This window comes from Cerasibacillus sp. (genome assembly GCF_036516575.1).
Taxonomy (GTDB): Bacteria; Bacillota; Bacilli; order Bacillales; family Amphibacillaceae; genus Cerasibacillus.
In genome coordinates, this window is the sequence record NZ_DATBTY010000058.1 from 65,796 (window position 1) to 92,501 (window position 26,706).

The following is a 26,706-nucleotide window of genomic DNA, read 5'->3' on the forward strand; positions in this document are numbered from 1 at the left end:
TGAGGCATACAATAATGTTTGGAATCTGGGGACATGAAAAGGCAGCTGAAATAACATATTACGGTTTACATGCCCTACAACATCGTGGGCAAGAGGGAGCCGGTATCGTGATAAGTAATGGTAAGACATTACAAATTCATAAAGATGCAGGGCTATTAAATGATGTGTTTGATCGTTCTCATTTTCAAAAGTTATTAGGCCGTGCAGCAGTCGGTAACATTCATTATGTAACGAATGGGAATGGTGGGACAGAGAACATCCAGCCCCATCTATTCCATTCCCAAACCGGCAGCATGGCATTAGCACATATCGGTAACATCATGAATCGTGGACAGCTTAGAGGTCAACTTGAAGCAGAAGGTAGTATTTTTCAATCTGAGACAGATACAGAATTGTTAGCCCATTTAATGAAGCGAAACGGCCAACAAATTGATGAACAATCGATCACAAACGCATTACAGCAACTTGTTGGTGCGTATGCATTTGTTATTTTAACCGAAGAGAAGATGTATGTTGCACTTGACCCACATGGCATTCGACCGTTATCAATTGGTAAACTTCATGATGCATTCGTCGTTTCATCTGAAACATGTGCTTTTGATATAATCGGTGCAACGTATGAGCGCGAAGTAAGACCAGGTGAATTACTCATCATTTCTCGAGAGGGTATCAAGTCTACCCGATTCGCTTTACGTGAACAGCGTCGGCTCTGTGCGATGGAATATGTTTATTTTTCACGTCCGGATAGTGACTTGAATGAAGTGAATGTCCATGCAGCACGAAAGCGAATGGGAATTGAATTAGCGAAAGAAGCACCCGTCGAAGCGGATGTCGTTACAGGTGTTCCTGATTCAAGTATATCCGCAGCGATAGGGTATGCTGAGCAATGTGGTTTACCTTATGAAATGGGCTTAATTAAAAACCGCTATGTTGGCCGAACATTTATTCAACCGACGCAAGAATTGCGTGAACAAGGGGTGAAAATGAAACTCTCTCCTGTTCGGGGAATTGTTGAAGGAAAACGCGTCGTGATGATTGATGACTCCATTATTCGTGGTACGACCTCAATGCGTATTGTTCGTATGCTGAAAGAAGCAGGAGCAAAGGAAGTTCATGTACGAATTGCTTCCCCACCTGCGAAGAATCCATGTTTTTATGGAATTGATATGTCAACAAAGGAAGAATTAATTGCTGCCAATCGTTCTGTTGAAGAGATAGCCGATCTAATAGGTGCTGATAGTCTCGCATTTTTATCACCAGAAGGAATGGAAGAAGCAATTGTTGAGCAAACATCCCTTAATCAAGGTGTTTGTCAAGCGTGTTTTACGGGTAAATATCCAGTAAAGATGAAGGATAAATAACGAGCGAACAATAGGATGATAAAAAGGTGGGTTAATTGATATGTCGAATATGTATAAAGCAGCCGGTGTGGATGTTGAGAAAGGCTATGAAGCTGTAGAACGAATGAAGAAGCATATTAAAAAAACAACGCGGAAAGAAGTGCTAGGAGGAATCGGTGCTTTCGCGGGCATGTTTGATCTTTCGTCATTTGATTATAAAGAACCTGTTCTCGTATCAGGAACAGATGGTGTCGGAACAAAATTAAAGCTTGCCTTTCAAACAGATAAGCATGATTCTGTTGGTATTGATTTAGTGGCGATGTGTGTGAATGATATCGTTAGTCAAGGTGCCGAGCCTTTGTTCTTTCTAGACTATATTGCCTGTGGAAAAAACGACCCACAAATGATTGAACAAATTGTAAGTGGTGTTGCTGATGGGTGTGCACAATCTGGTGCAGCTTTAATTGGCGGTGAAACAGCGGAAATGCCAGGGATGTATGCTGATGATGAATATGATTTAGCTGGCTTTGCAGTAGGGATTGTTGATAAGGGACAGATTATTACTGGAGCAAACATCGTTCCTGGTGATGTTGTGATTGGACTTCCGTCAAGTGGGATTCATTCTAACGGTTATTCATTAGTACGTCATATTATTAAAGATTTAGATTTAAACGAGACATATGAAGGATTTAATAAGTCTCTTGGTGACGTTTTATTAACACCGACAAAGATTTACGCTAAACCAATTGCCACTGCAATGAAAACATGTGACATTAAAGGCATCTCGCATATTACAGGTGGCGGTTTTTATGAAAATCTTCCACGCATGTTACCAGAAGGATTAGGGGTGACACTTGATCCGAAGAGTTGGCAAGTTCCACAAATTTTCACCTTTTTACAAGAAAAAGGGAATGTCCCATTAAAGGATATGTATGGCGTTTTTAATATGGGAATTGGGATGGCTGTTGTTGTAAAACAAGCAGATCAAGAAAAAGCATTAACCGCATTACAAAAATATGAGCCAGATGCTACGGTTATTGGAACGGTCACAGAAAAAGAGGGAGTGCATTTTGCAGAATGAAAAAGGTGAAGGCAGCTGTATTTGCCTCGGGAACGGGTAGTAATTTTCAAGCGATCATGGAAACAGAAGATCTCGCATGTGATATCGCCCTTTTAGTTTGTGATCAACCGGGAGCTAAAGTGATTGAAAAAGCAAAAGCATTTCATGTACCAACACTTGTTTTTCAACCGAAACAATATGAATCAAAAGCGGCTTTCGAAACGATGATACGAGACAGGTTACAAGAATTAGACGTTCAGTGGATTTTTTTAGCGGGATATATGCGTCTGATTGGTCCCACAATGTTACGGGCATTTGAAGGACGAATTGTAAATATCCATCCGTCTTTATTACCACAATTTCCTGGTTTAGATGCGATTGGACAAGCCTTTCGAGCTAAAGTCGACAAAACAGGTGTCACCATTCACTATGTAGACGCGGGAATGGATACAGGTCCGATTATCGCTCAAGAAGAAGTTCCAATATCAAAGACAGATACACTTGAACAATTGCAAAAGAAAATTCAACAAGTCGAACACCGACTATATCCAATAGTAATCCAATCACTTGTAAAAAATAATGAATAAGGAGTTTAATCATGAAAAAAAGAGCATTACTTAGTGTTTCTAATAAAGCAGGCCTCGTTGAATTTGCTAGAGGACTTCATGAATTAGATTACGAATTGATTTCCACTGGTGGAACATTACGGGTCTTACAAGAAGCAGGGTTACCTGCTATTTCAGTCGATCAAGTGACAGGCTTTCCAGAAATTTTAGATGGACGTGTAAAAACACTTCACCCATTTATTCATGGCGGACTTTTAGCAAAGCTAGACGATCCAAATCATCAAAAGCAACTAAAAGAGCATGAGATTCAACCAATCAATATGGTCGTTGTGAATTTATATCCGTTTAAAGAAACGTTAGAGCGCGTTGATGCAACCAAAGAAGATATGATTGAAAACATTGATATCGGTGGCCCAACAATGCTTCGAGCTGCTGCTAAGAACTATCGTGACGTAACAGTGGTTGTTGATCCGAATGATTATGAAATGGTATTAGCTAAACTAAATGTCAATGCATTAGACCTTGCTGACCGTGAAGAGTTAGCAGCGAAAGTTTTCCGTCATACGGCTCAATATGATGCGTTAATTGCTCAGTACTTTATGAAAGAAACGGCTAATCCGTTTCCAGAGTCCTATACGGTTACATATGAAAAAGTACAAACGCTTCGTTATGGGGAAAATCCACATCAAGAAGCCGCTTTTTATAAGCAACCTTTGAAAGCAACAATGAGTCTTGCTGAGAGCAAACAATTACATGGTAAAGATTTGTCGTATAACAATATCCAAGACGCTAATGCCTGTATTGAGATTGTCGCTGAATACGATAAACCAGCAGCTGTTGCTGTTAAACATATGAACCCATGCGGTATCGGTGTCAGTGACACATTAGAAGCCGCTTTTCAAAAAGCATATGATGCAGATCCGATTTCAATCTTTGGCGGAATTATCGCCTTAAATCGTGAAGTGACTGAAGCAGTTGCAGAAAAACTAAGCCAAATCTTCTTAGAAATTGTCATCGCTCCGAGCTTTACAGAAGAAGCGTTAGCCATTTTGACAAAGAAGAAAAATATTCGCTTACTCGAACTACCAATGAATGATAAAAAAGTTAAAACACATAAACTGGTCAGTGTTAATGGTGGTGTCTTAGTTCAAGATACGGATCTAGGTGCACTTGATGAAACGGCTATCAATGTCCCAACAAAAAGAAAACCGACAAAAGAAGAATTAGCATCTTTAACATTTGCTTGGAAAGCCGTTAAACATGTCAAATCAAATGCCATCGTTCTTGCGAAAGATGAGCAAACAATTGGTGTCGGAGCAGGGCAAATGAACCGTGTTGGTGCTGCTAAGATTGCGATTGAACAAGCTGGAGACAAAGCAAAAGGTGCCGTCATGGCATCCGACGCATTTTTCCCAATGCCAGATACAGTTGAAGCAGCAGCAAAAGCAGGGATTACAGCAATCATTCAACCAGGAGGTTCAAAACGCGATCAAGATTCGATTGATATGTGTGATAAACATGGGATTGCCATGGTATTTACTGGCATGAGACATTTCAAACATTAATCTATAAAAGGAGACAAAACAATGAACGTATTAGTTGTTGGCCGTGGTGGGCGAGAACATAGTATCGTTAGTAAATTAAATGAAAGTAATAAAATTGATACACTGTATATCGCACCCGGAAATGATGGTATGTCAGAGCAGGCAACATGTGTCGATATTGATGAAACAGATATTGAAGGTCTTGTTCAATTTGCTAAAGAAAAAAACATCGGATTAACTTTTGTCGGACCAGAAAATCCATTACTACTAGGAATAGCTGATCGCTTTCAAGAAAATGGTCTTAAGATTTTTGCCCCACGTAAAGAAGCAGCCATGCTTGAGGGGAGTAAAAGTTTTGCCAAAGCTTTTATGAAAAGACATCAGATTCCAACAGCTGACTATGAAACATTCACTGATGCGGAAGCAGCCAAAGCTTATATTAAAGAAAAAGGTGCACCAATTGTTATCAAGGCCGATGGTCTCGCAGCGGGAAAAGGCGTTGTTGTTGCTGAAACATTAGATGAAGCACTCCAAGCGATTGATGCGATGATGATTGATAAAACATTTGCAGAAGCAGGAACGAAAATTGTCGTCGAAGAGTACCTAGAAGGTCGCGAGTTTTCTTATATTGCTTTTGTCCATGAAAATAATGTTTTTCCAATGATTCCAGCACGTGATCATAAACGTGCCTTTGACAATGATGAAGGACCGAACACAGGAGGAATGGGTTCGTTTGCCCCAGTTCCAGATATTTCTGAAGAAACGTTAGCCTATGCTACTGAAGCTATTTTACAAAAAACAGCTGATGGTATGGTAGAAGAAGGTCGTCCCTTTACTGGGATCCTTTATGCAGGCTTAATGATGACTGCAGATGGTCCAAAAGTGATTGAATTTAATACACGTTTCGGTGATCCTGAAACACAAGTTATTTTGCCGTTATTAAAAAATGATCTATTACAAGTCCTGCTCGATGTTTTAGCTGGAAAGGATCCACAACTTGCTTGGGAAGATCAAGCCTGTGTTGGTGTCGTCTTAGCAGCGAATGGATATCCTGGTTCATACGAGAAACATCTACCTCTCCCGACGTTTGAGGGGTCAGATGTGTTTACCGTATATGCAGGGGTAACAGGTGGAAAGGGAGGCCTTGTTTCCAATGGTGGACGTGTCTTACTCGTTGGCTCAAAGCAACCAACAATTGAAGCCGCTACTCAAAAAGTCTATCAGTCTATGGAAACAGCACTAACAAATAATTCTGGTTTCTTTTACCGAAAAGATATAGCGAAATAAATGCGTTGTTTATAAAAGGATTGGATTAACAAATTTTGCTTACCCAATCCTTTTTTCTGAAATGTCACTGGGAACACCGCTCTAAATATAGGATTGAGTTTTTTTATAAAAATTAGGAGTCCAGTTTTATAATCAACTGAACTCCTTTTTTCTATTTAGCTGGATCATGTCCCAGCCCGCTTCTTTAGCGGTGTGAAGGCACTGAATATATACCATTGAATGCTTCAATGCGAGTTAATTTCAACCCCCATCGTCGACTTACATACGATTGAGCGCTTCAATGTGAGTTAATTTCAACTTCCATCGGGGACATACATACGATTGAGCGCTTCAATGCGAGCTAATTTTAACTCCCAACGGCGACTTACATATGATTGAGCCTTCCAAAAGCAATTAATAAATACATTTACCTATCATGATGAAGAGTATAAAGAAAAAAATGGCCTTAGCCCTCTTGAATGCGGAGCTAAAGCCACTTAAGTCAATTTTTATTCTACTTGACAGGGTGAAGTTCATTTTTTCCCAGCACCCTGTATGCTTTATCAAAACTTGCTAGCATTATTTTTTTCAAAAGTGAGAGTCGGGACCCAGCTGCATTATAAAGACTGTTTCATTCCTATGCAAATGAGAGAGAATTCTCTAATTTATATCGCAATGATTAGTCGAAAACAATAATTTACAACTTCAATCACGTTTGTAGATACAGAATTTTGATATGTAACAACGTTCATAGATTATTGTTAAAACCTACATAAAAACTTCACCACAATAAAGTATTATATGTTAAAATGAAAGCAAATAAATGAATTGATGGTGAATTTTTCTATGATAGAACAGGGATATTGGCGTAACCGTGATATGAGGAAACATGTTAGCATTCTCGATGGACAACTTGCCCCCACACTTGTATTAACGAATGCCACCTATTTAAATATGTATACAAAAAAATGGCTACAAGCGAATATTTGGATTTATAAAGAAAGAATTGTCTATGTCGGTGAAAAAATGCCGGACAATGATGATGGAACAACTTATGTAGATTGTCAGGGACAATACCTCGTTCCAGGTTATATTGAACCACATGCCCATCCTTATCAACTGTATAATCCAGAACAATTAGCACACCATGCAGCGATTTTCGGGACAACTACTCTCGTTAATGATAGTTTAATGTGGCATTTTTTAATGGACGAAAAGAAAGCGTTTTCCTTTATAGAAACATGCCAAAACCTGCCGATAAGTATGTATTGGTGGGCACGTTATGATTCACAAACAATTTTACAAGAAGAAGATAAAGTCTTTGATACGCAATCCGTCTTAAAATGGATTAAACACCCTGCTGTTGTACAGGGGGGAGAACTAACAGCTTGGCCTGCATTATTAGCTGGGGATGATCATTTACTTTACTGGATGCAAGAAACAAAACGGCATCGTAAACCAATTGAAGGGCATTTTCCAGGAGCTTCAGAAAAGACACTAACTAAATTAAAACTCCTAGGTGTAAATGCCGACCATGAATCTATAACCGGAAAAGATGTATTAAAGCGTCTCGAATTAGGTTATCAAGTCGGGCTAAGATATTCATCGATTCGTCCTGACTTGCCAAAACTTTTAGAGGAAATGATGGAGCTCGGATTAAACACTTTTGATCATTTAACAATGACAACAGATGGGGCGACCCCATCGTTTTATGAAAAAGGTTTAATGAACAGATTAATCGAAATAGCGATTCAAAAAGGCATACCAATCGAAGAAGCGTATCGGATGGGGTCATATAATGCAGCCAAACATCTCCATTTAGAAGAACAGATTGGTAGTATTGCTCCCGGACGCATCGCACATATAAATTTCTTAGATAAAAAGTACAATCCACACCCGACTAGTGTTTTAGCAAGAGGTCAATGGATTGTACGTCACGGAAAAATATGTACCTATCCGTTACAAATAGATTGGTCAGCATTCGGTATTAAACCGCTAGATTTACGTTGGAACCTACAAGAGAATGATTTACAATACTCTATTCCAATCGGTTTAAAGTTAACGAATGATGTCATTACAAAACCTTATGCTATTAAGATTGATGTGACACCAGAACAATTGCCTATTGATACGCATGATGCTTTTTTAACATTAATGGATAAGAACGGAAAGTGGCATGTCAATACGACTTTACACGGTTTTACGAAGCGTTTAGGTGGACTCGCTAGCTCTTATTCAATGACTGGAGACCTTGTTTATATTGGAAAGAACAAGCAAGATATGATTCTAGCTGGAAAACGATTAAAAGAAATGGGTGGTGGCATTGTTATTGTTCATGATAGGAGAGTCTTATTAGAAATCCCTCTTACATTGGGAGGCATCATGACATCCGATAAAATGACGACACTTATTCAAAAGCAAAAAGAACTAACCGCTTGGTTAAAAGAATTTGGTTATTTATTTGATGACCCCATTTATACGATATTATTTTTATCATCAACACACCTTCCGTATATAAGAATCACGCAACAAGGTATTGTTGATGTTATGAACCGAGAAGTTCTCTTTCCAGCGACGATGAGATGATTTATAATGGACAAGGAACACCAATTTTTAACAAAAAATGCATAAAAGCAAAAGGGAGCTAGGAGATATGAAAAAGTACGTAATATTATTGACAGCTTTACTCCTAATGTTAGTCGTCGGTTGTTCAAAAGACAAAGATGAAAATCAATCAGCAAAAGACCAATCAAATGAAGAAGCTGTAGAAAAAGGTGTCTTTCCATTGACAGGCTTAGAAGGAAAGGGAATCGATCGGCGTATTGTGAGTGTGATGGTGAATAATCATGCGAAAGCGCGCCCGCAAACTGGTTTATCACAAGCCGATCTCGTATTTGAGATTCTTGCGGAAGGGAACATTACGCGATTCCTAGCTCTATACCATAGTGAGGAGCCAGAAGTTGTCGGCCCAGTTCGGAGTGCTAGAGAGTATTATTTTGATTTAGCTGAACGGTATCAAGCAATTTATATTCATCATGGTGCTGCAGACTTTATTAGTGATATGATAAAAGAACGGGGTATCGATAGTATTAACGGTTCTTCTTACGATAATGATGGTCATTTATTTAAGCGTGATGATAGACGTCAAGCACCCCATAATTCATACTTACAATTCGGAGCTGTTAATGAAATTGCAGGAGAAAAAGGCTTTGATATAACTGAAACTTATGAGCCATTGCCATTTTTAACAGAAGAAGAAACTGAACAAATCGAAGGTGAAAAAGCCGATCGAGTAGAAATAACTTATTTCAAAAGCCCATTAACAACTGTTACTTATCAATATGATGCAACAAAAGACGTTTATGACCGATACAGTGATGGGGAACAATCTGTTGAACTGGAATCTAATCAACCAATTGAACTAAGTAATGTATTGATTATAGAAACTGCTCATGAGGTCATTGATGATCAAGGCAGACGTAAAGTGGATTTAGACAGTGGTGGTCAGGCATACTTACTACAAAAAGGACTTGTCCAGAAACTTGAATGGCAAAGTGTTGAAGGACGTATTTTACCAGTAAAAGATGGGCAACCAGTTGGACTTATACCTGGTAAGACATGGATTAATGTCATTCCAACATCCCCTGGGTTAGAAGGGGCGGTTACAGTACAATAAATAAAGGAGGAATGAGCTTGCAGATTGATAAATTGCGTGGCAAACAACTCGATCAATTATTTGATGCGATTTTGTCCTTAGATAATCGCGAAGAATGTTATCGCTTCTTTGACGACATTGCGACAATGAGTGAAGTCCAATCCTTATCACAGCGATTTCAAGTTGCTAAAATGTTATCTGAAGGACAGACTTATAATGAAATCGAAAAAGAAACAAAAGCATCAACAGCGACGATTTCTCGTGTTCGACGTTGCATTGATTATGGAAGTGGTGGCTATGGGCTCGTGTTAGATCGCTTAAATAATGAAGAGTAATAAGACAGTGCTAATGAAATAGATTGGGTGGTGGGGAGCGTAAGTTTTCCCCACCTATTTATTTTTACGTAAACTACCCCTTTTTATCTTGAACTTTTACCACGATATCGTTCAATTCATCTATCAATATTTGTTATAATAGACTAACGGATTATGAAAATGGAGGGCAATTATGTTGCACAATTCAATGAAAGAGTGGAATCACATATTTAAACTCGATCCAGCTAAAGACATGTCGGACGAGTTATTAGAGCGTGTCTGTGAGTCAGGTACAGATGCCATCATTGTTGGTGGGACAGATGATGTCACATTGGATGGTGTATTGGATTTATTGTCCAGAATTCGCCGCTATACAGTACCATGCATTTTAGAAGTATCGAATATGGAAGCTATTACACCAGGGTTTGATTATTATTTTATCCCTATGGTGTTAAACTCTAGAGATAAAAAATGGATGATGGATATCCAACATGAAGCAATTAAACAGTTTAAAGAGATGATGAATTGGGATGAGATTTTTGTTGAAGGTTATTGTATCTTAAATGAAGAAGCGAAAGCATATCAAAAAGCAAATTGTCAGTTACCAACTGAAGAAGATGTCTTAGCATATGCCTATATGGCAGAGCGTATGTTTCATTTACCGATATTTTATGTTGAATATAGTGGCACATATGGTGAGCCTAAACTCGTCAAAAAGGTTAAAAATGAGCTTACAAATACGTTATTATTTTATGGTGGTGGCATTGAGAATAAGGCACAAGCACGTGAGATGTCTGCCCATGCTGATGTCATCATTGTTGGTAACAGTTTATATACAAACCCGACAGAAGCTTTAAAAACAGTACGGGCTGTCAAACAGTAATAGTAATTTTATAAGGTGGTGTTCAAGGTGAGTCTGACAACAGACGACCTGTTAAATGGATTAAATAAAGAGCAGAAAGAAGCAGTAAAACATACAGATGGGCCACTGCTTATTATGGCTGGAGCTGGAAGTGGTAAGACAAGAGTGTTAACCCATCGAATGGCTTACTTATTGCACGAAAAAGGTGTTGCGCCTCGAAATATTTTAGCGATTACCTTTACAAATAAAGCAGCAAGAGAAATGAAAGATCGTGTATCCAAACTTGTCGGTCAAGAGGCGGAATACATGTGGGTATCGACATTTCACTCCATGTGTGTACGTATTTTACGCCGAGATATTGATCGAATTGGTTATAATCAGAATTTCTCCATATTAGACAGTGGTGATCAATTATCGGTCGTCAAACAAGTGTTAAAAAACTTAAATATCGATCCGAAAAAATTCGATCCACGTGCGATGCTTGGACGTATTAGTTCTCTAAAGAACGAGTTAATTACGCCAGAGAAATTTAATGAACAAGTTGGAAACTTCTATGATCGCCAAGTTGCTCATGTGTATGAGGGGTATCAGAAGGTTTTACGAAAGAATCATTCCATGGATTTTGATGATTTAATCATGGAAACGATTCACTTATTCCAACGTGTTCCAGAAGTGTTGCAGTATTATCAGCGTCGTTTTCAATATATTCATGTTGATGAGTATCAAGATACAAACCATGCCCAATACTATTTAGTAAAACAGTTAGCAAGTCGCTATCAAAACCTTTGTGTTGTAGGGGACTCGGATCAATCGATCTACCGTTGGCGTGGAGCAGATATTAGTAATATTTTATCCTTTGAAAAAGATTATCCTGCTGCGCGTACCATTCTATTGGAACAAAATTATCGTTCAACGAAGTCGATACTAGATGCAGCTAATAAAGTCATTGAAAATAATAGTGGTCGTAAGCCGAAAAACCTATGGACGGAAAACCCATCTGGAAAGAATATTCAATACTTTCGCGGTTCAACCGAACAAGAAGAAGCATTATTCGTGATGCAAACAATTAAACAACTCACCCAAGAAGAGAATTACCAACCGAATGATATTGCGATTTTATATCGAACAAATGCTCAATCACGTGCGATAGAGGATGCCTTTGTTAAATCAGGTATGCCTTATCAAATGGTTGGCGGGCAGAAATTCTATGAACGAAAAGAAATTAAAGATATGATTGCTTATTTACGATTAATTACTAACCCTGATGACGACTTAAGCTTTGAACGAGTTGTCAATGAACCGAAACGTGGTATTGGAAAAACCTCAGTCGAACGATTGCAAATGTATGCGACAGAACATGATATATCGTTATTCCAAGCGACGAAAGAAGTTGACTTTACCGGTGTAACAAAGCGCGCTGCCAATGCGTTAGCAGACTTTGCTAACTTGATTCAAACACTTCATCAGCAACAAGAGTTTTTAACAGCGACAGATATGGTTGAAGAAGTATTAACACGTTCTGGTTATGAAGAGATGTTGTTGAATGAACGGAGTATTGAAGCACAAAGTCGCTTAGAAAACTTAGAAGAGTTTAAAACGGTAACGCGTGACTTTGAAGCGAAAAATGATGATAAAACATTAATCGCCTTTTTAACAGATTTAGCCTTAATCGCTGATATTGACCAAGTAGATGAAGAGGACCCAGATCACTCGACAAAAGTAACATTAATGACATTACATGCAGCAAAAGGACTTGAATTTCCGGTTGTCTTTTTGATTGGTATGGAAGAAAACGTATTCCCGCATAGTCGTTCCATGATGGATGATGAGGAAATGGAAGAAGAGCGGCGACTTGCCTATGTTGGCATCACGCGAGCGGAACAGTTGCTTTACATCACACATGCCCAAATGAGGACGCTTTATGGGCGAACAAATATGAATCCAATTAGTCGCTTTATCAATGAAATTCCAGATGGTTTAATCGACGGTATGGAAGAAGCAAAGAAAGATATGTTCGGTTCATTATTTACGGGCACAACGCGTTTCAACTCACAAGAAAAACGGCAAATGCCAAGAAGAAGAGCCAAACGAATCCAACAACAAACATCAGGGGCCGAAACCGAAAGCTGGCGTCCTGGAGATAAAGCACTTCATAAAAAGTGGGGTGTCGGTACTGTTGTAAAAGTAGACGGTGAAGGCGATTCGCTCGAACTTGATGTTGCATTTCCAGCACCTATTGGTATTAAGCGATTATTAGCGAAGTTCGCTCCAATTACGAAACAATAGGAGGGTGATGCGAATGAATAAACAACAAGCACAACAAAAGATTAATGCCTTAAGAAGAGAACTCAATCAATATAGTTATGAGTATTACGTATTAGATAAGCCAAGTGTACCAGACTCAGAATATGATAAAAAACTTCGTGAATTAGACAAGTTGGAAGAGAAATTTCCGGAATTGATCACAGCTGACTCCCCGACACAACGCGTCGGAGATCAACCACTGGAATCGTTTCAAAAAGTACGTCATGCTATTCCGATGCTTAGTCTTGGTAATGCCTTTAATGCCGATGAATTACGTGACTTTGACCGTCGGGTGAAACAAGCTATTGGTAAAGAGGTCACTTATATATGTGAACTTAAGTTCGATGGTTTAGCTGTGTCATTACGTTATGAGGGTGGTCAACTCGTTCAAGGGGCAACCCGTGGAGATGGAACAATTGGTGAAGATATTACAAGTAATCTACGTACCATACGCAGTATCCCGCTATCGATTCAAGAAGAAAACACTATCGAAGTGCGTGGGGAAGCATTTATGCCACATCGTTCTTTTTTGGCGCTTAATAAACAACGTGAAGAACAAGGGCAGGACCTATTTGCTAATCCACGTAATGCAGCTGCAGGTTCATTACGTCAATTAGATCCAAAGATTGCAGCCTCTCGTAATCTCGATGTTTTTTGGTATGGTGTTGGTGTATGGGAGGGTAAGGAAATTAATTCGCACAGTGAACATCTAACCTATTTAGCGTCGCTCGGCTTTAAAGTGAATAAGGAATGGCAAGTATGTAAGTCAATTGAAGAGGTTATTGAATATGTAGAGCATTGGACAACAGAACGACCGAACTTGCCATATGAAATTGATGGGATTGTCATTAAAGTTGATTCATTAGCTGATCAAGAAGCGCTCGGATTCACATCAAAAAATCCACGCTGGGCGATTGCCTATAAGTTCCCTGCTGAAGAAGTTGTGACAACCTTACGTGATATTGAATTAAGTGTTGGACGGACAGGTGTGATTACACCAACTGCTATTTTAGATCCGGTTCGTGTCGCAGGTTCAACTGTACAACGTGCTTCATTACACAATGAAGATCTTATTCGGGAAAAGGATATCCGCATTGGGGACACAGTCATCCTTCGAAAAGCCGGCGATATTATTCCAGAAATTGTTCGAGTGATTCATGAAAAACGAACCGGTGAAGAAAAGGAATTTTCAATGCCATCACATTGTCCAGCTTGTAATAGTGAATTGATTCATATTGAAGAAGAAGTAGCCCTTCGTTGTATAAATCCAAGTTGTCCAGCACAGATACAGGAAGGCCTCATTCACTTCTCATCACGTGATGCGATGAATATTGACGGTTTAGGAGAGAAAATCATTGCTCAACTATTTCGCGAAAAATTGGTTCAATCGATTCCAGATGTGTACCGACTGGAAAAAGATGAGCTCCTAAAGCTAGAACGCATGGGTGAGAAATCAGTCACGAATTTATTGAATGCTATTGAACAATCAAAGGAAAACTCCCTTGAAAAATTGTTATTCGGATTAGGCATCCGCTTTATCGGTGTAAGAGCGTCACAGATTTTAGCAAGGGCATTCCAAACGATGGACCAATTACAACATGCGACATATGAAGATTTTGTTCAAGTTGATGAAATCGGCACTAAAATGGCTGATTCCCTTGTTCAATATTTTTCCGACGAGAAGGTACGTACGATGATTCAACAATTATCTGAGCTTGGTGTTAATATGATATATAAAGGAAGTACACCTAGTGAGTCAATTGAAGACACTGCCTTTTCTGGAAAAACCGTCGTCTTAACAGGGAAGTTAGAACATTTTACCCGGAAAGAAGCAAAAGAGAGAATTGAAGCTCTAGGTGGGAAAGTAACAGGCAGTGTTAGTAAAAATACAGACTTAGTTATTGCCGGAGAAGCTGCTGGTTCAAAATATACACAAGCAGAAAAACTTGGTATCACCATTTGGAATGAGGAACAATTAAAACTAGCATTAGAAAAAGATTAATATTTGAAGATGAAGGGTGGGAAACATGTGAAAAGGATTGGTATTATAGGCGTTTGTATCCTTTTACTCTTTACGAGTTGTACACCTGGAGAGAAGAAAGAGGAAGAGGTTGTTCAGGACGAAAAGGAGAAGAAAGAACTTTCCATTGTGCCTAGCTATAAACTATCGAAAGAAAACTATCGTATGCTCCTTCCATATGAATCTGGTGCTGCACGTGGTGTCATTGTTAATCAATTAGCTAACCGCGTTGATATTGACGAAGTTGAAGAAGGATTACGTCGTCATTCAAAAGACTATTTTGATCCTGAAACATATATCTTTCGGGAAGGACAGTTTCTATCTTCTGAAACGGTTTACGGATGGTTAGGGAGAAAACTAACGAAAGAACAGCTTAATAAAGCAGTTGAAAAGGAAGTACAAAAATTAAGAAAAGCACAAATGACCGTCGATAAAGAAAGAATTCGCAACGACCTCCAGCAAGGCATTAACCCGGCAATCAATAATAAAAACAATGTGAAGGAACAAAAGAAAAAACCGAAATACTTATCACATATCGTCGAACAGAATTTCTTAGTCACTAAAGACAAACAAGCGAAAGTAGCTGGTGTCTCTATAGGACTTTCCATGAAGTCTGTCTACCGATTTTATACAGAAGACAAGGAAAAGAAACGGACGTTTCATGAAACAGACATACCAAAGGATAAAATGATTGAACAAGGCAAAAAAAATGCACAGGAAATTCTCAGTCGACTACGTACCATGGAAGGTTTGGAGAATGTCCCAATTATGTTTGCTATCTATCAAGAAGAGGATGAATCATCACCCGTTCCAGGAAGCTTTGTTGCAAAGACGCTTGTTGATAAAGGGCAAAACGAAATTGGCAAGTGGGAGACAATTAAAGAGAAGAATGTTCTTTTTCCTTCTAATGAAGCAGAGAAATACCATGTCGAAGAATCAGAAGTGATTAAACGATTTAGTAATGAAGTAGCAGATTATTTTCCAAATTATGTTGGGGTAATCGGCAGAGGTTTTTATATTAATGAAGAATTAAACAAACTTGTTCTCGATATTCCAATCGAATTCTATGGAAAAGGGGAAGTGCTTGGCTTCACCCAATACGTTTATGGTCTTGCAAAAGAATTACTGTCTAATAACTATGACGTAGAGATTAATATTAAATCAAGTACCCAAATGGAAAGTATTATTTATCGAGAAGCCGGAAAAGACGATTTGAATGTGCATATTTTCCAATAAAAACACTCATTAATTGAACCATTTGTTTTTTTCCGTTAGAATGAGTAGTGGGTATTCTTCGAGCTGATTTTTGTGTTTTTGGGCAAAATGATATAGAATATGAGAGCGAAATCAAGGATATCCATAGATTATTTCAAGGAGGGTTTTATACATGGTAGTACCATACAAACATGAACCTTTTACAGACTTTTCTGTAGAAGAAAATAAACAGACTCTATTAGAAGCTATTAAACAAGTAGAAGCAGACCTCGGTAAAGAGTATCCACTTATTATTAATGGTGAGAGAATTACAACAGAAGATAAGATTAAAGTTGTAAACCCTGCGAAAAAAGAAGAAGTAATTGGATATGTTTCTAAAGCGAATAAAGAACTTGCTGAAAAAGCGATGAAAGTAGCTGATGAAACTTTTAATACATGGCGTAAATCAGATCCTAAATTCCGTGCAGATATTCTTTTCCGTGCGGCAGCAATTGTACGTCGCCGTAAAGCGGAATTTACTGCACATCTGATTAAAGAAGGTGGAAAACCTTGGAATGAAGCGGATGCTGATGTAGCAGAAGCAATCGACTTCTTGGAATACTACGGCCGTCAAATGGTTAAATTAAAAGGCGGTGTTCCGGTTAATAGCCGTCCAATCGAACGTAACCAGTTCCACTACATTCCATTAGGTGTAGGTGTTGTTATTTCACCTTGGAACTTCCTATTCGCTATTATGGCAGGAACGACTGCAGCAGCAATGGTTACAGGTAACACAGTATTACTTAAACCAGCAAGTGCAACACCAGTCGTTGCTCATAAATTTATGGAAGTGCTTGAAGAAGCAGGTATGCCAAAAGGTGTCGTAAACTACATTCCTGGTCCAGGTGGAGAAGTTGGTGACTACTTAGTTGATCACCCACGTACACGTTTCGTTAGCTTCACAGGTTCACGTGAAGTTGGTACACGTATTTTCGAACGTGCAGCTAAAATCCAAGAAGGTCAAATTTGGCTAAAACGTACGATTTTAGAAATGGGTGGAAAAGATACAATCGTTGTTGATAACGATGCTGACTTAGAATTAGCAGCTCAATCAATCGTTCAATCAGCATTCGGTTTCTCAGGTCAAAAATGTTCAGCATGTTCACGTGCCGTTATCCATGAAGATGTTTATGAGCAAGTGAAAGACCGTGTTGTTGAATTAACGAAAGAATTGACTGTTGGTGACCCAGCAGACCCATCACGTAACTACATGGGACCAGTTATCGATCAATCAGCTTATGATAAAATTATGAGCTACATTGAAATTGGTAAAGAAGAAGGCGAACTACTTGCAGGTGGTGAAGGAGACGACTCTACAGGTTGGTTCATTAAACCAACTGTATTTGGAGATGTTGCTCCTAAAGCACGCATCATGCAAGAAGAAATCTTTGGACCTGTGCTCGGCTTAACTAAAGCGAAAGATTTTGACGAAGCAATCGAAATCGCTAATAACACTGAATACGGTCTAACTGGTGCTGTTATTTCTAATAACCGCGAACATATTGAACAAGCTCGCGAAGACTTCCATGTTGGAAACTTATACTTCAACCGTGGCTGTACAGCTGCTATCGTTGGTTACCAACCATTCGGTGGTTTCAACATGTCAGGTACAGACTCAAAAGCAGGTGGCCCAGACTACCTTATCCAACATATGCAAGCTAAAACAACATCAGAAATGTTTTAATTATAAACGCCCGCTTCCTTGTTCTGAAGCGGGTGTTTTTTATTTGTTTTATCTATACCTATAGTAGCGAAGGCCAGTGATGAGTTGTATACGATAGACTGCATCAAGCCTATATAATCTACCACTCCACTCCCCAATCCCTTTCATTCCATCAATGGCAGTAAAATCAGCTTCTACATAACTCCATAGGTTATTCCAGAGTTGCTAAAAACCTCCTACTTCTGCTATCATCAATAGTGTTACAACTGTTAAATAAGGTTGGAGGTGCAAATGATGTCACATGTTTCGGAAGATAAGGTAAAACAGCTTGCCGATATGTTAAGAATCGCTGTAACCGAAGAAGAAGCAACTCGATATACGGAGCATTTAAATAAAATGGTTGATTATGTTAAATGTTTAGATGAAGTAGATACAGACGGTGTAGAACCGATGACTCACGCGATTGAATTAAAGAACGTGATGCGTGATGACGAACCAAAACAATGGATTACTCAAGAACAAGCGTTGAAAAATGCGCCAGATCATGAAGATGGTCAATTTAGAGTACCAGCCATTTTAGATTAAGGAGGGAAGACAAAAGTGACATTCAAAAAGCATAGTATTAAAGAAATTGAAAAGATGCTACATAACAATGAAATAACAGTAAAAGACTTAGTCGAATCATCACTGAATCGGATTAAAGAAGTTGATGATCAGGTTAAAGCTTTTATAACTGTTGATGAAGAAAACGCACTGAAAAAAGCAGAACAATTAGATCAACAAACGAATAAGGATGCTAAATTATTTGGTATACCTGGAGCGATTAAAGATAATATCGTTACAAAAGGACTTCGTACAACTTGCGGGAGTCAATTTTTAAGCAATTTCACTGATCCACTATATGATGCAACAGTTGTTGACAAGCTTCACGAAGCAGAAGCGGTAACAGTCGGTAAATTAAATATGGATGAATTTGCTATGGGGTCAACAACAGAGAATTCTAGCTACCAAACAACACATAATCCGTGGAATCTCGATCATGTACCAGGAGGTTCAAGTGGCGGTTCGGCTGCAGCTGTAGCAGCAGGTGAAGTGTTATTTACTTTAGGTACAGACACAGGTGGTTCAATTCGTCAACCAGCAGCTTTCTGCGGTGTTGTCGGAATGAAACCAACATACGGACGCGTCTCACGCTTTGGTGCCGTGGCATTTGCGTCTTCATTAGACCAAGTCGGTCCAATTACACGAACAGTCGAAGATAATGCACGTATTTTAGAAGTCATTTCCGGCCGTGATAAAATGGATATGACATCAGCTCATGAAGATGTACCAGCATTTTCAGAGGGGCTAACAGGTGATATCAAAGGACTAAAAATCGCTGTTCCAAAAGAATATTTAAGTGAAGCCGTTGATCCGGAAGTAAAAGAAGCGGTCATGAATGCATTAAAATTATACGAATCGTTAGGTGCGACATGGGAAGAGGTCTCCTTACCACATTCTAAGTATGCAGCCGCTGTTTACTATATTATTTCTTCAGGAGAAGCTTCAGCAAACCTCGCTCGTTTTGACGGTGTTCGTTATGGTGTCCGTTCTGAAAAAGCGAAGAACATGCTTGATATGTTCAGACTTTCCCGTAGTGAAGGTTTTGGAGATGAAGTGAAAAAACGGATGTTCCTCGGTGCTTATGCGTTAAGTTCAGGAAATTATGAGGCATATTACAAAAAAGCACAACAAGTCCGTACACTTATCAAACAAGACTTCGATCACGTTTTTGCAAACTATGATGTTATTGTAGGACCAACAACGCCAACACCAGCGTTTAAAATCGGTGAGAAAAACTTTGATCCAATGGTTGTCTATGCTCGTGATGTAACAACTGTACCAATTAACTTAGCGGGTGTACCAGCTATTTCTGTTCCTTGTGGATTCTCTAAAGATGGTCTTCCTTTTGGTTTACAAATCATTGGAAAGCATTTTGCAGAACAAACTGTTTATCGCGTTGCACATGCATTTGAACAAGCAACCGATTTTCATAAAACATTACCTCAATTGGGAGGTGCACAGTAATGAATTTTGAAACAGTCATCGGAATTGAAGTTCACGTTGAATTGAAAACGAAATCTAAAATTTTTAGCCCTAGTGCAAATGAATTTGGTGCAGAACCAAACTCAAATGTGAATCCAATTGACTTAGGATATCCAGGAACATTACCTGTACTTAATGAAGAAGCGGTTAATTATGGTATGAAAGCAGCCATGGCATTAAATTGTGAGATTGCGACACATACGAAATTTGACCGTAAAAACTACTTCTATCCGGACAACCCGAAAGCATATCAAATTTCTCAATTTGATCAACCAATTGGTGAAAATGGTTGGATTGAAATTGAAGTAGGCGGTAGGAAAAAACGTATCGGAATTAATCGTGTCCATTTAGAAGAAGATGCTGGTAAATTAACGCACGGTGGTGACGGATACTCACTCGTTGACTTTAACCGTCAAGGGGCACCGCTGATTGAAATCGTATCTGAAGCCGATATGCGCTCACCAGAAGAAGCCTATGCATATCTTGAAAAATTAAAAAACATTATCCAATTCACTGGTGTCTCTGATGTGAAGATGGAAGAAGGATCACTTCGTTGTGATGCGAATATCTCGCTCCGCCCTAGAGGACAGGAGAAGTTCGGAACAAAGGCGGAATTAAAGAACTTAAACTCATTTGCTCACGTTCAAAAAGGATTAGAGTTTGAAGAGAAACGTCAAGCAGAAGTCCTTTTATCAGGTGAAGCAGTTCAACACGAAACTCGCCGTTTTGATGAAAAGACTGGTGAAACGATTTTAATGCGTGTGAAAGAGGATGCGGAAGATTATCGTTATTTCCCGGAACCAGATCTTGTTCCACTATATATTGATGATGCTTGGAAAGAACGCGTTCGCGCATCTATTCCTGAACTACCAGATGAGCGTCGTAAACGCTATGTAGAAGAACTTGGCTTACCAGAATACGATGCAGGTGTGTTAACAAGTACGAAAGAAATGTCTGATTTCTTTGAAGCAACGATTAAAGACGGTATTGATGCTAAACAAGCTTCGAACTGGTTGATGGGTGATATTTCTGGTTATATGAATAAACACCAGAAAGAACTGTCTGAATTAGCGATTACACCAGAATCACTAGGAAAAATGATTCAACTCATTCAAGATGGAACCATATCATCTAAAATTGCTAAACGTGTTTTTGCTGAACTTGTTGAAAAAGGTGGCGCCCCAGAACAAATCGTCGAAGAAAAAGGCTGGGCTCAAATATCTGACGAAGGTCAATTAACAGAAATCATTACGAAAGTTCTCGATGAGAATGAACAATCTGTAAACGACTATAAAGAAGGGAATAAGCGTGCCCTTGGACATCTAGTCGGACAAGTGATGAAAGCAACTAGAGGCCAAGCGAACCCACCAATGGTTAACAAGATTTTAGTTCAAGAAATTAATAAACGCTAAGATATTGAAAAGACTACTGTGCAGCGATATAAGCACAGTAGTCTTTTACTTTTTTACATGAAAGGTATATGATAGAAATTAGTTTAGAAACGGGAAACCTTTTTCAAGATTTAATCGTAGTGTATGTATGGGAGGGGTCGATGTGAAACGAGCTCGAATTATTTATAATCCAACAGCAGGTCGCGAAGCAGTAAAAAAGAAGCTTCCAGATATATTAGAGCGACTCGAAAAGGCTGGATACGAAACATCGGCACATGCTACAACAGGTGAAGGTGATGCGATCGAAGCTGCACGCTATGCTGTCGAACATCAATTTGATCTAATCGTTGCCGCTGGTGGGGATGGAACGATTAACGAAGTTGTCCAAGGGATGGCTGAACAACCAAATCGGCCGAAGCTTGGTATTTTACCAGCAGGGACAACGAATGATTTTGCGAGGGCATTAAATATTCCAAAAGACCTGTTAAAAGCAACAGAAATCATAGCAGAAAATAATAGCATGCGCCTAGATATTGGAAAAGTAAATCGTCAATATTTTATTAACATTGCTGGTGGTGGGAAACTGACAGAGCTAACATATGATGTACCGATCAAATTAAAGACGATGCTTGGTCAACTTGCCTACTATATAAAAGGCATTGAAATGTTACCATCATTAAAACCATTAAAGGTGAAAATTGAATATGACGGTCATGTGATCGATGAAGACATTATGCTTTTTCTCATTTCGAATACGAATTCTGTAGGCGGTTTTGAAAAACTCGCTCCAGACGCAAAAATTAATGACGGCTATTTTGATTTAATTATTTTACGTAAAACAAATCTCGCTGAATTTATTAGACTAGCAACCCTTGCGCTTCGTGGTAATCACCTCGAGGACGAGCGCATTATTTACACACAGGCAAAACATATTAAAGTAACCCCAGTTGATGACATGCAATTGAATATTGATGGAGAATATGGCGGGCTTCTACCAGGTGAATTTATTAATCTCCAAGAACATATCGAATTTGTCGTACCCGCATCATTTATCGAAAGCCATGAAGATTACTGATTATCTCAGTAGTCTTCTTTTTGTTAGATGGCCTAATATGGATGGACATTCGAATAATCAAGAGTAGAATCGGTTTTTGAACGTACACTTATATTAAAGCGAAATTTAAGGAGATAACCTAACTCTCATTCAAAAGGCAAATATGATAAGATTAGAATCATGAACCCGAACGAAAAGGAAGATGACATAAATGGCAAAAGTAAAAGCACCCGTTAAAAAGAATGAAGAACATATTCTAACATTTGAAGACCTTACCCATGATGGCCAAGGGGTTGCGAAAGTTGATGGTTATCCACTATTTGTCCCATACGGATTACCTGGAGAAGAAGCACTTGTGAAGGTCGTTAAAGTGAATAAAAAATTCGGCTATGGAAAATTACTCGAAGTGAAAAAGCCGAGCCCTAATCGTGTTCAACCTCCTTGTGATGTGTTCTATCAATGTGGCGGCTGCCAAATTCAACATATGAACTATGAGATGCAACTACAAATGAAACAAAACCAAGTGAAAAATGTCTTGAATAAAATTGCCCATCTACCAGATGTCCCTGTACATCCAACAATTGGAATGGATGAACCGTGGCGTTATCGTAATAAAGCAGCACTTCCAGTTGGGGAGAAGGACGGCGAACTCATGACAGGTTTTTACCGTATGCGTAGCCACGATATCATTAGTGACATGGAAACATGCATTGTCCAAGACAAGCAGAACGACGAAATGGTACAAGCTGCACGCGATATCGCCAACCGATTCGGTATATCAGCTTATAATGAAGAAACAGATCGCGGTGTCTTACGTCATATTATGGTCCGAACTGGAAAAAACACCAACGAAGTCATGATTATTTTTATTACACGAACGAAGTATTTACCGCATAAAGAAAAAATTACTAAAGCCTTAACCGAAGCAAATCCCAATATAAAATCGATCATCCATAATGTTAACGACCGACGTACAAACGTCATTATGGGGAACAAGACATATGTTATTTGGGGCGAACCGTATATTTATGACACAATCGGTGATATCCGCTTTGGCATATCTGCCAAATCATTTTATCAAATTAATCCCGTACAAACAGAGAAACTTTACAAAAAAGCCCTTGAATACGCCCAATTAACAAGGAATGATATCGTCATTGATGCTTATTGTGGGATTGGGACAATTTCACTTTTCTTAGCACAAAAAGCGAAAAAAGTGTACGGTGTAGAGATTGTGCCAGAAGCAATCGATGATGCAAAGAAGAACGCAAAATTAAATGGAATCACGAATGCTGAGTTTTTCATAGGGGAAGCGGAAAAAGTGATGCCATGGTGGCAAGCACAAGGATTACAACCGGATGTCATTGTCGTTGATCCACCACGAAAAGGCTGTGATGAAAACCTTCTCCAAGCTATGATTGCCATGAAACCGAAACGCATTGTCTATGTTTCCTGCAATCCATCAACCTTAGCACGAGACATACGCATCTTAGAAGACGGCGGCTTTCAAACGAAGGAAGTCCAGCCAGTTGACATGTTTCCACAAACGATGCATGTGGAGTGCACCTGTCGCCTTACTTATGTCGGTAAAAAATAGGCTTATGCGAAAGCCCAGTATATTTCGATACCTTCATCGGTTATAATAATGTTGTCGATGAGGGCATGAACGAGTTGTCTTTGTTCTTGTAAATCCCCTTTATCCAATATTTCAGTAGCACGTTTCAGTAACTCTTTCGCTTCGCTGGTGGTGAGCGCTGGGACGTGCTTTTTTTCGTCTACGAGTTCTTCAGTTAATGCGTTCTTTTCATCGTTCAACGCTCCGATTCGTTCAGTAATCGTATCGAACGGGATATTATCCAGCTGGTACAAGTCGAGTAATCGAGCGACTTGATGGTCGATGTCTTGTATTCGTTTTTGAATCACTTCGTTGTGTTTCGCTTGTTCCGCTACTTCGTCTCCCAATTGCTCACGCTGTATATCGTGAATATGTTCAGGGTTAAACGATAGCTTTTTGATTTCGTCCTTGATGATAGCGTCTAATTTCACGACAGCATACGTTGGATTTTTACAGTTTGGATCGATGATATGACGCTTTGAACTTTTTGCTCTCGAATAGCATGTATAGTATGGGCGGTAACGTCGGTTTTCCCCTCTACCTGAATAATTCCCCTTCGCAAAATATCTCGCACCACAGTTGTTACAGTGAACGATACCTGTTAATAAATGCTTCGCTTGGAATGGTCGAGCTTTTCGTTCCCCGCTTCCTTTCTTCCATGTGTTTTGTTCGTAAAGCTTCATCGTTTTCTCGAATGTCTTATCGTCGATGATAGCTTCATGTCGTCCTTTGTAAACTTCACCTTTCCACTCAATCACACCTGTATATAAGCGTTGTGTAAGTGCACTTCTTACCGTACTGTGAAATTCCCAACCACCGTGCTTCGTGGTATATCGCTTATGCATATAATTCGCTATACGGTTAATGGGTAGTCCTTTGTGATATAACTCATGGACTTTTTTAACTTGCATAGCTTCGTACTCATTTACAATCAATTCTCCGTCCACATAGTCATATCCAATTGGTGCGAAACCGCCCCCGTGAAAGTAACCTGCTTTGGCTCGTGCTTCACGTCCCATAGCACTTCGTTCTTTGATTTGTTCTCGTTCGAGCTGGGCGAATACCGAAAGTATTCCAATCATCGCTCGTCCAAAGGGAGTGGACGTGTCGAAGTTCTCGTTCATAGAAACAAAGTCCACGTTATTTTTTAGGAATACGTCCTCAATCAAATACAACGTATCTTTTTGACTTCTCGAAAGCCGATCCAGTTTATAAACGAGTACTAAGTCTAATTTTTTATTCATAATGTCTTGCTGCATTTGTTTTAGAGCTGGGCGGTTAATGTTAGCACCACTCATACCTGCGTCGGTGTACACTTGGTAGATGTTCCAATTTCTCGCTGTACAGTATGCCTTTAACCGCTCCGTCTGTTCACCCACAGAATAACCTTCCATTGCTTGTTCTTGTGTAGATACTCTAACGTAAATACCTACTCTCATAAATATCCTCCTATACCATTCGTATTTATCAACGTAATACAGTGGACATTATAGCGTTGGATATTTAAAACAGACAATGAAAATATAAAAATAATGAGATGGTGCATAACAAAGTAGTGTGAAAAATTGACCGAAAATCACTATTATTAATCATCGATGTGTATTTTGTGATACGTTGGTAAATTTCATAAAAACACAATTCATCATAATCTAGTAATCTTTATTTTTAAATGTGATAGATTTTGTGAGAATGAAAAAGGCTCAACGGATAAGGTTTACGATACTAATATCATATACTTATATATATTTCTTTTAAGTTAATATAATAATTAATATATATAGATATATAAGTAAATAATATAAAACAAATAATATATAAGGAGTTGCGAAAAAAACGAGCAACTTTGTTAGGAACGAATATTTCGGGAGTGTGAAAAGAAATGGATCAACTGGACGAGAACTTGTTCAAACGAAATAAACACTTTTTACTTGGATACTCACGAATGAAAAAGCGTATTGAACGATTGGAACAAAAACTTCTGGAATTGGACGACAGACTTTACAATGCACGCACTAGTACAATTTCAGACATGCCACGTGGTGGTGTTCCCGTAACGTTTGATGATTTGGTAGCGCGAAAGGAAGATACGCAGGAGCGGGTAAACTATTTAACCGAAAAAGCAAGAACGATAAGACGTGAAATATATAGCGTATTGGACTTGTTGGACGACGACCGCCACGTGGAAGTGTTAGAGTTGTATTTCATAGATGGTCTTTCTCATGAGGATATAGCGGACGAGATCGGATATAGTACCAGACATATCATTCGGTTGTATGTGGAAGCGGTGAAAAGTATTTCACTAATTCGCAATTGAATATTCAGGACATACGAAAAATGCTCTATTTTTCCTTTAGAAGCGTTTTAACTTGTTTTGGTATAAAACTATATAAAGCGTTTAAGAATCGAACGTGGGGGGCGTTGTGTAGTCAGAATGTAAAAATGAATGAACGAGAAAGGGGGGGAAGGATAGATGTGTCAGGTTGACGATTACATTCTCGAAATGTGGAAAGAGACCGAGGAAGGTCGTAAGAAACTAGAATATTGGAATAAGTTTAAAGGTAACCCACCTGGCTTATTTATTGGTATGCCTAGTTTGGAAGAATATGACGATGATTTAGTAAAATTAATGGACGCTTGCATTAAACAGAATAAAACGTGGGAAGAGTTACTGAATTGGGATGTACCTGACGACGCTCTTTACTAATTCCATAAC

At 38.9% G+C, this 26,706-nt stretch carries 21 protein-coding genes; 20 read left to right on the plus strand and 1 reads right to left on the minus strand.

The window, feature by feature from the left end:
* Nucleotides 1–14 precede the first annotated feature (14 nt).
* The 18 genes from purF (at nt 15) to rlmD (ending at nt 23,975) form a co-directional block, all read left to right on the plus strand.
* Entirely contained in the window at nt 15–1,361 is a 1,347-nt protein-coding gene (gene purF, locus VIG73_RS09675) for an amidophosphoribosyltransferase (RefSeq protein ID WP_331641382.1), read from the plus strand.
* A 40-nt stretch (nt 1,362–1,401) separates the two neighbouring features.
* Nucleotides 1,402–2,421, plus strand: a complete 1,020-nt coding sequence (gene purM / locus VIG73_RS09680; RefSeq protein WP_331641384.1) for a phosphoribosylformylglycinamidine cyclo-ligase — start codon at nt 1,402–1,404, stop codon at nt 2,419–2,421.
* Nucleotides 2,418–2,987, plus strand: a complete 570-nt coding sequence (gene purN / locus VIG73_RS09685; RefSeq protein WP_331641385.1) for a phosphoribosylglycinamide formyltransferase — start codon at nt 2,418–2,420, stop codon at nt 2,985–2,987. Before purM ends, purN begins: the two co-directional genes overlap by 4 nt.
* Nucleotides 2,988–2,998: 11 nt before the next feature.
* The gene (gene purH / locus VIG73_RS09690; protein WP_331641387.1) at nt 2,999–4,531 is read left to right on the plus strand and encodes a bifunctional phosphoribosylaminoimidazolecarboxamide formyltransferase/IMP cyclohydrolase; all 1,533 of its coding nucleotides are present in this window, start codon (nt 2,999–3,001) and stop codon (nt 4,529–4,531) included.
* Between the two features lie 21 nt (nt 4,532–4,552).
* A complete protein-coding gene (purD, locus tag VIG73_RS09695) occupies nt 4,553–5,797 on the plus strand; it encodes a phosphoribosylamine--glycine ligase (RefSeq protein WP_331641390.1) in 1,245 nt (414 codons plus the stop codon).
* 825 nt (nt 5,798–6,622) lie between these two features.
* Nucleotides 6,623–8,362, plus strand: a complete 1,740-nt coding sequence (locus tag VIG73_RS09700; RefSeq protein WP_331641392.1) for an adenine deaminase C-terminal domain-containing protein — start codon at nt 6,623–6,625, stop codon at nt 8,360–8,362.
* A gap of 67 nt (nt 8,363–8,429) precedes the next feature.
* Nucleotides 8,430–9,452 carry a DUF3048 domain-containing protein gene (locus VIG73_RS09705; protein ID WP_331641394.1) on the plus strand — a complete coding sequence of 341 codons (1,023 nt, stop codon included), beginning with the start codon at nt 8,430–8,432 and terminating at the stop codon, nt 9,450–9,452.
* A 17-nt stretch (nt 9,453–9,469) separates the two neighbouring features.
* On the plus strand, nt 9,470–9,766 hold the full coding sequence (locus VIG73_RS09710) for a YerC/YecD family TrpR-related protein (RefSeq protein ID WP_331641396.1): 297 nt from the start codon (nt 9,470–9,472) through the stop codon (nt 9,764–9,766).
* A gap of 172 nt (nt 9,767–9,938) precedes the next feature.
* Nucleotides 9,939–10,628: a heptaprenylglyceryl phosphate synthase gene (locus VIG73_RS09715; RefSeq protein ID WP_331641398.1), complete on the plus strand. Its 690-nt coding sequence runs from the start codon at nt 9,939–9,941 to the stop codon at nt 10,626–10,628.
* A 27-nt stretch (nt 10,629–10,655) separates the two neighbouring features.
* On the plus strand, nt 10,656–12,893 hold the full coding sequence (pcrA, locus tag VIG73_RS09720; protein ID WP_331641400.1) for a DNA helicase PcrA: 2,238 nt from the start codon (nt 10,656–10,658) through the stop codon (nt 12,891–12,893).
* Nucleotides 12,894–12,906: 13 nt separating this feature from the next.
* Nucleotides 12,907–14,913 (plus strand): NAD-dependent DNA ligase LigA, encoded by a 2,007-nt coding sequence (ligA, locus tag VIG73_RS09725; RefSeq protein ID WP_331641402.1) that lies wholly within the window; start codon nt 12,907–12,909, stop codon nt 14,911–14,913.
* A 27-nt stretch (nt 14,914–14,940) separates the two neighbouring features.
* A complete protein-coding gene (locus tag VIG73_RS09730) occupies nt 14,941–16,167 on the plus strand; it encodes a CamS family sex pheromone protein (RefSeq protein WP_331641404.1) in 1,227 nt (408 codons plus the stop codon).
* 151 nt (nt 16,168–16,318) lie between these two features.
* Nucleotides 16,319–17,869, plus strand: a complete 1,551-nt coding sequence (gene pruA / locus VIG73_RS09735; RefSeq protein ID WP_331641406.1) for an L-glutamate gamma-semialdehyde dehydrogenase — start codon at nt 16,319–16,321, stop codon at nt 17,867–17,869.
* Nucleotides 17,870–18,142: 273 nt separating this feature from the next.
* Nucleotides 18,143–18,433, plus strand: coding sequence for an Asp-tRNA(Asn)/Glu-tRNA(Gln) amidotransferase subunit GatC (gene gatC / locus VIG73_RS09740; RefSeq protein ID WP_331641408.1), 291 nt, complete (start codon nt 18,143–18,145; stop codon nt 18,431–18,433).
* A 54-nt stretch (nt 18,434–18,487) separates the two neighbouring features.
* A complete protein-coding gene (gene gatA, locus VIG73_RS09745) occupies nt 18,488–19,915 on the plus strand; it encodes an Asp-tRNA(Asn)/Glu-tRNA(Gln) amidotransferase subunit GatA (RefSeq protein WP_414648399.1) in 1,428 nt (475 codons plus the stop codon).
* Nucleotides 19,915–21,345, plus strand: a complete 1,431-nt coding sequence (gatB, locus tag VIG73_RS09750; RefSeq protein ID WP_331641412.1) for an Asp-tRNA(Asn)/Glu-tRNA(Gln) amidotransferase subunit GatB — start codon at nt 19,915–19,917, stop codon at nt 21,343–21,345. The genes gatA and gatB overlap by 1 nt, the downstream gene beginning before the upstream one ends.
* Nucleotides 21,346–21,487: 142 nt before the next feature.
* Nucleotides 21,488–22,399, plus strand: a complete 912-nt coding sequence (locus VIG73_RS09755; protein ID WP_331641414.1) for a diacylglycerol kinase — start codon at nt 21,488–21,490, stop codon at nt 22,397–22,399.
* 190 nt (nt 22,400–22,589) lie between these two features.
* Entirely contained in the window at nt 22,590–23,975 is a 1,386-nt protein-coding gene (rlmD, locus tag VIG73_RS09760; protein WP_331641416.1) for a 23S rRNA (uracil(1939)-C(5))-methyltransferase RlmD, read from the plus strand.
* A gap of 2 nt (nt 23,976–23,977) precedes the next feature.
* Here the strand turns inward: rlmD and VIG73_RS09765 are convergent, their stop codons facing one another.
* Nucleotides 23,978–25,432 carry a recombinase family protein gene (locus VIG73_RS09765; RefSeq protein ID WP_331641418.1) on the minus strand — a complete coding sequence of 485 codons (1,455 nt, stop codon included), beginning with the start codon at nt 25,430–25,432 and terminating at the stop codon, nt 23,978–23,980.
* A 440-nt stretch (nt 25,433–25,872) separates the two neighbouring features.
* Here VIG73_RS09765 and VIG73_RS09770 point away from each other — a divergent pair, with 440 nt between their 5' ends.
* Entirely contained in the window at nt 25,873–26,307 is a 435-nt protein-coding gene (locus VIG73_RS09770) for a sigma factor-like helix-turn-helix DNA-binding protein (protein WP_331641420.1), read from the plus strand.
* Between the two features lie 156 nt (nt 26,308–26,463).
* Nucleotides 26,464–26,697: a hypothetical protein gene (locus VIG73_RS09775; RefSeq protein ID WP_331641422.1), complete on the plus strand. Its 234-nt coding sequence runs from the start codon at nt 26,464–26,466 to the stop codon at nt 26,695–26,697.
* The last annotated feature ends 9 nt before the right edge of the window (nt 26,698–26,706 follow it).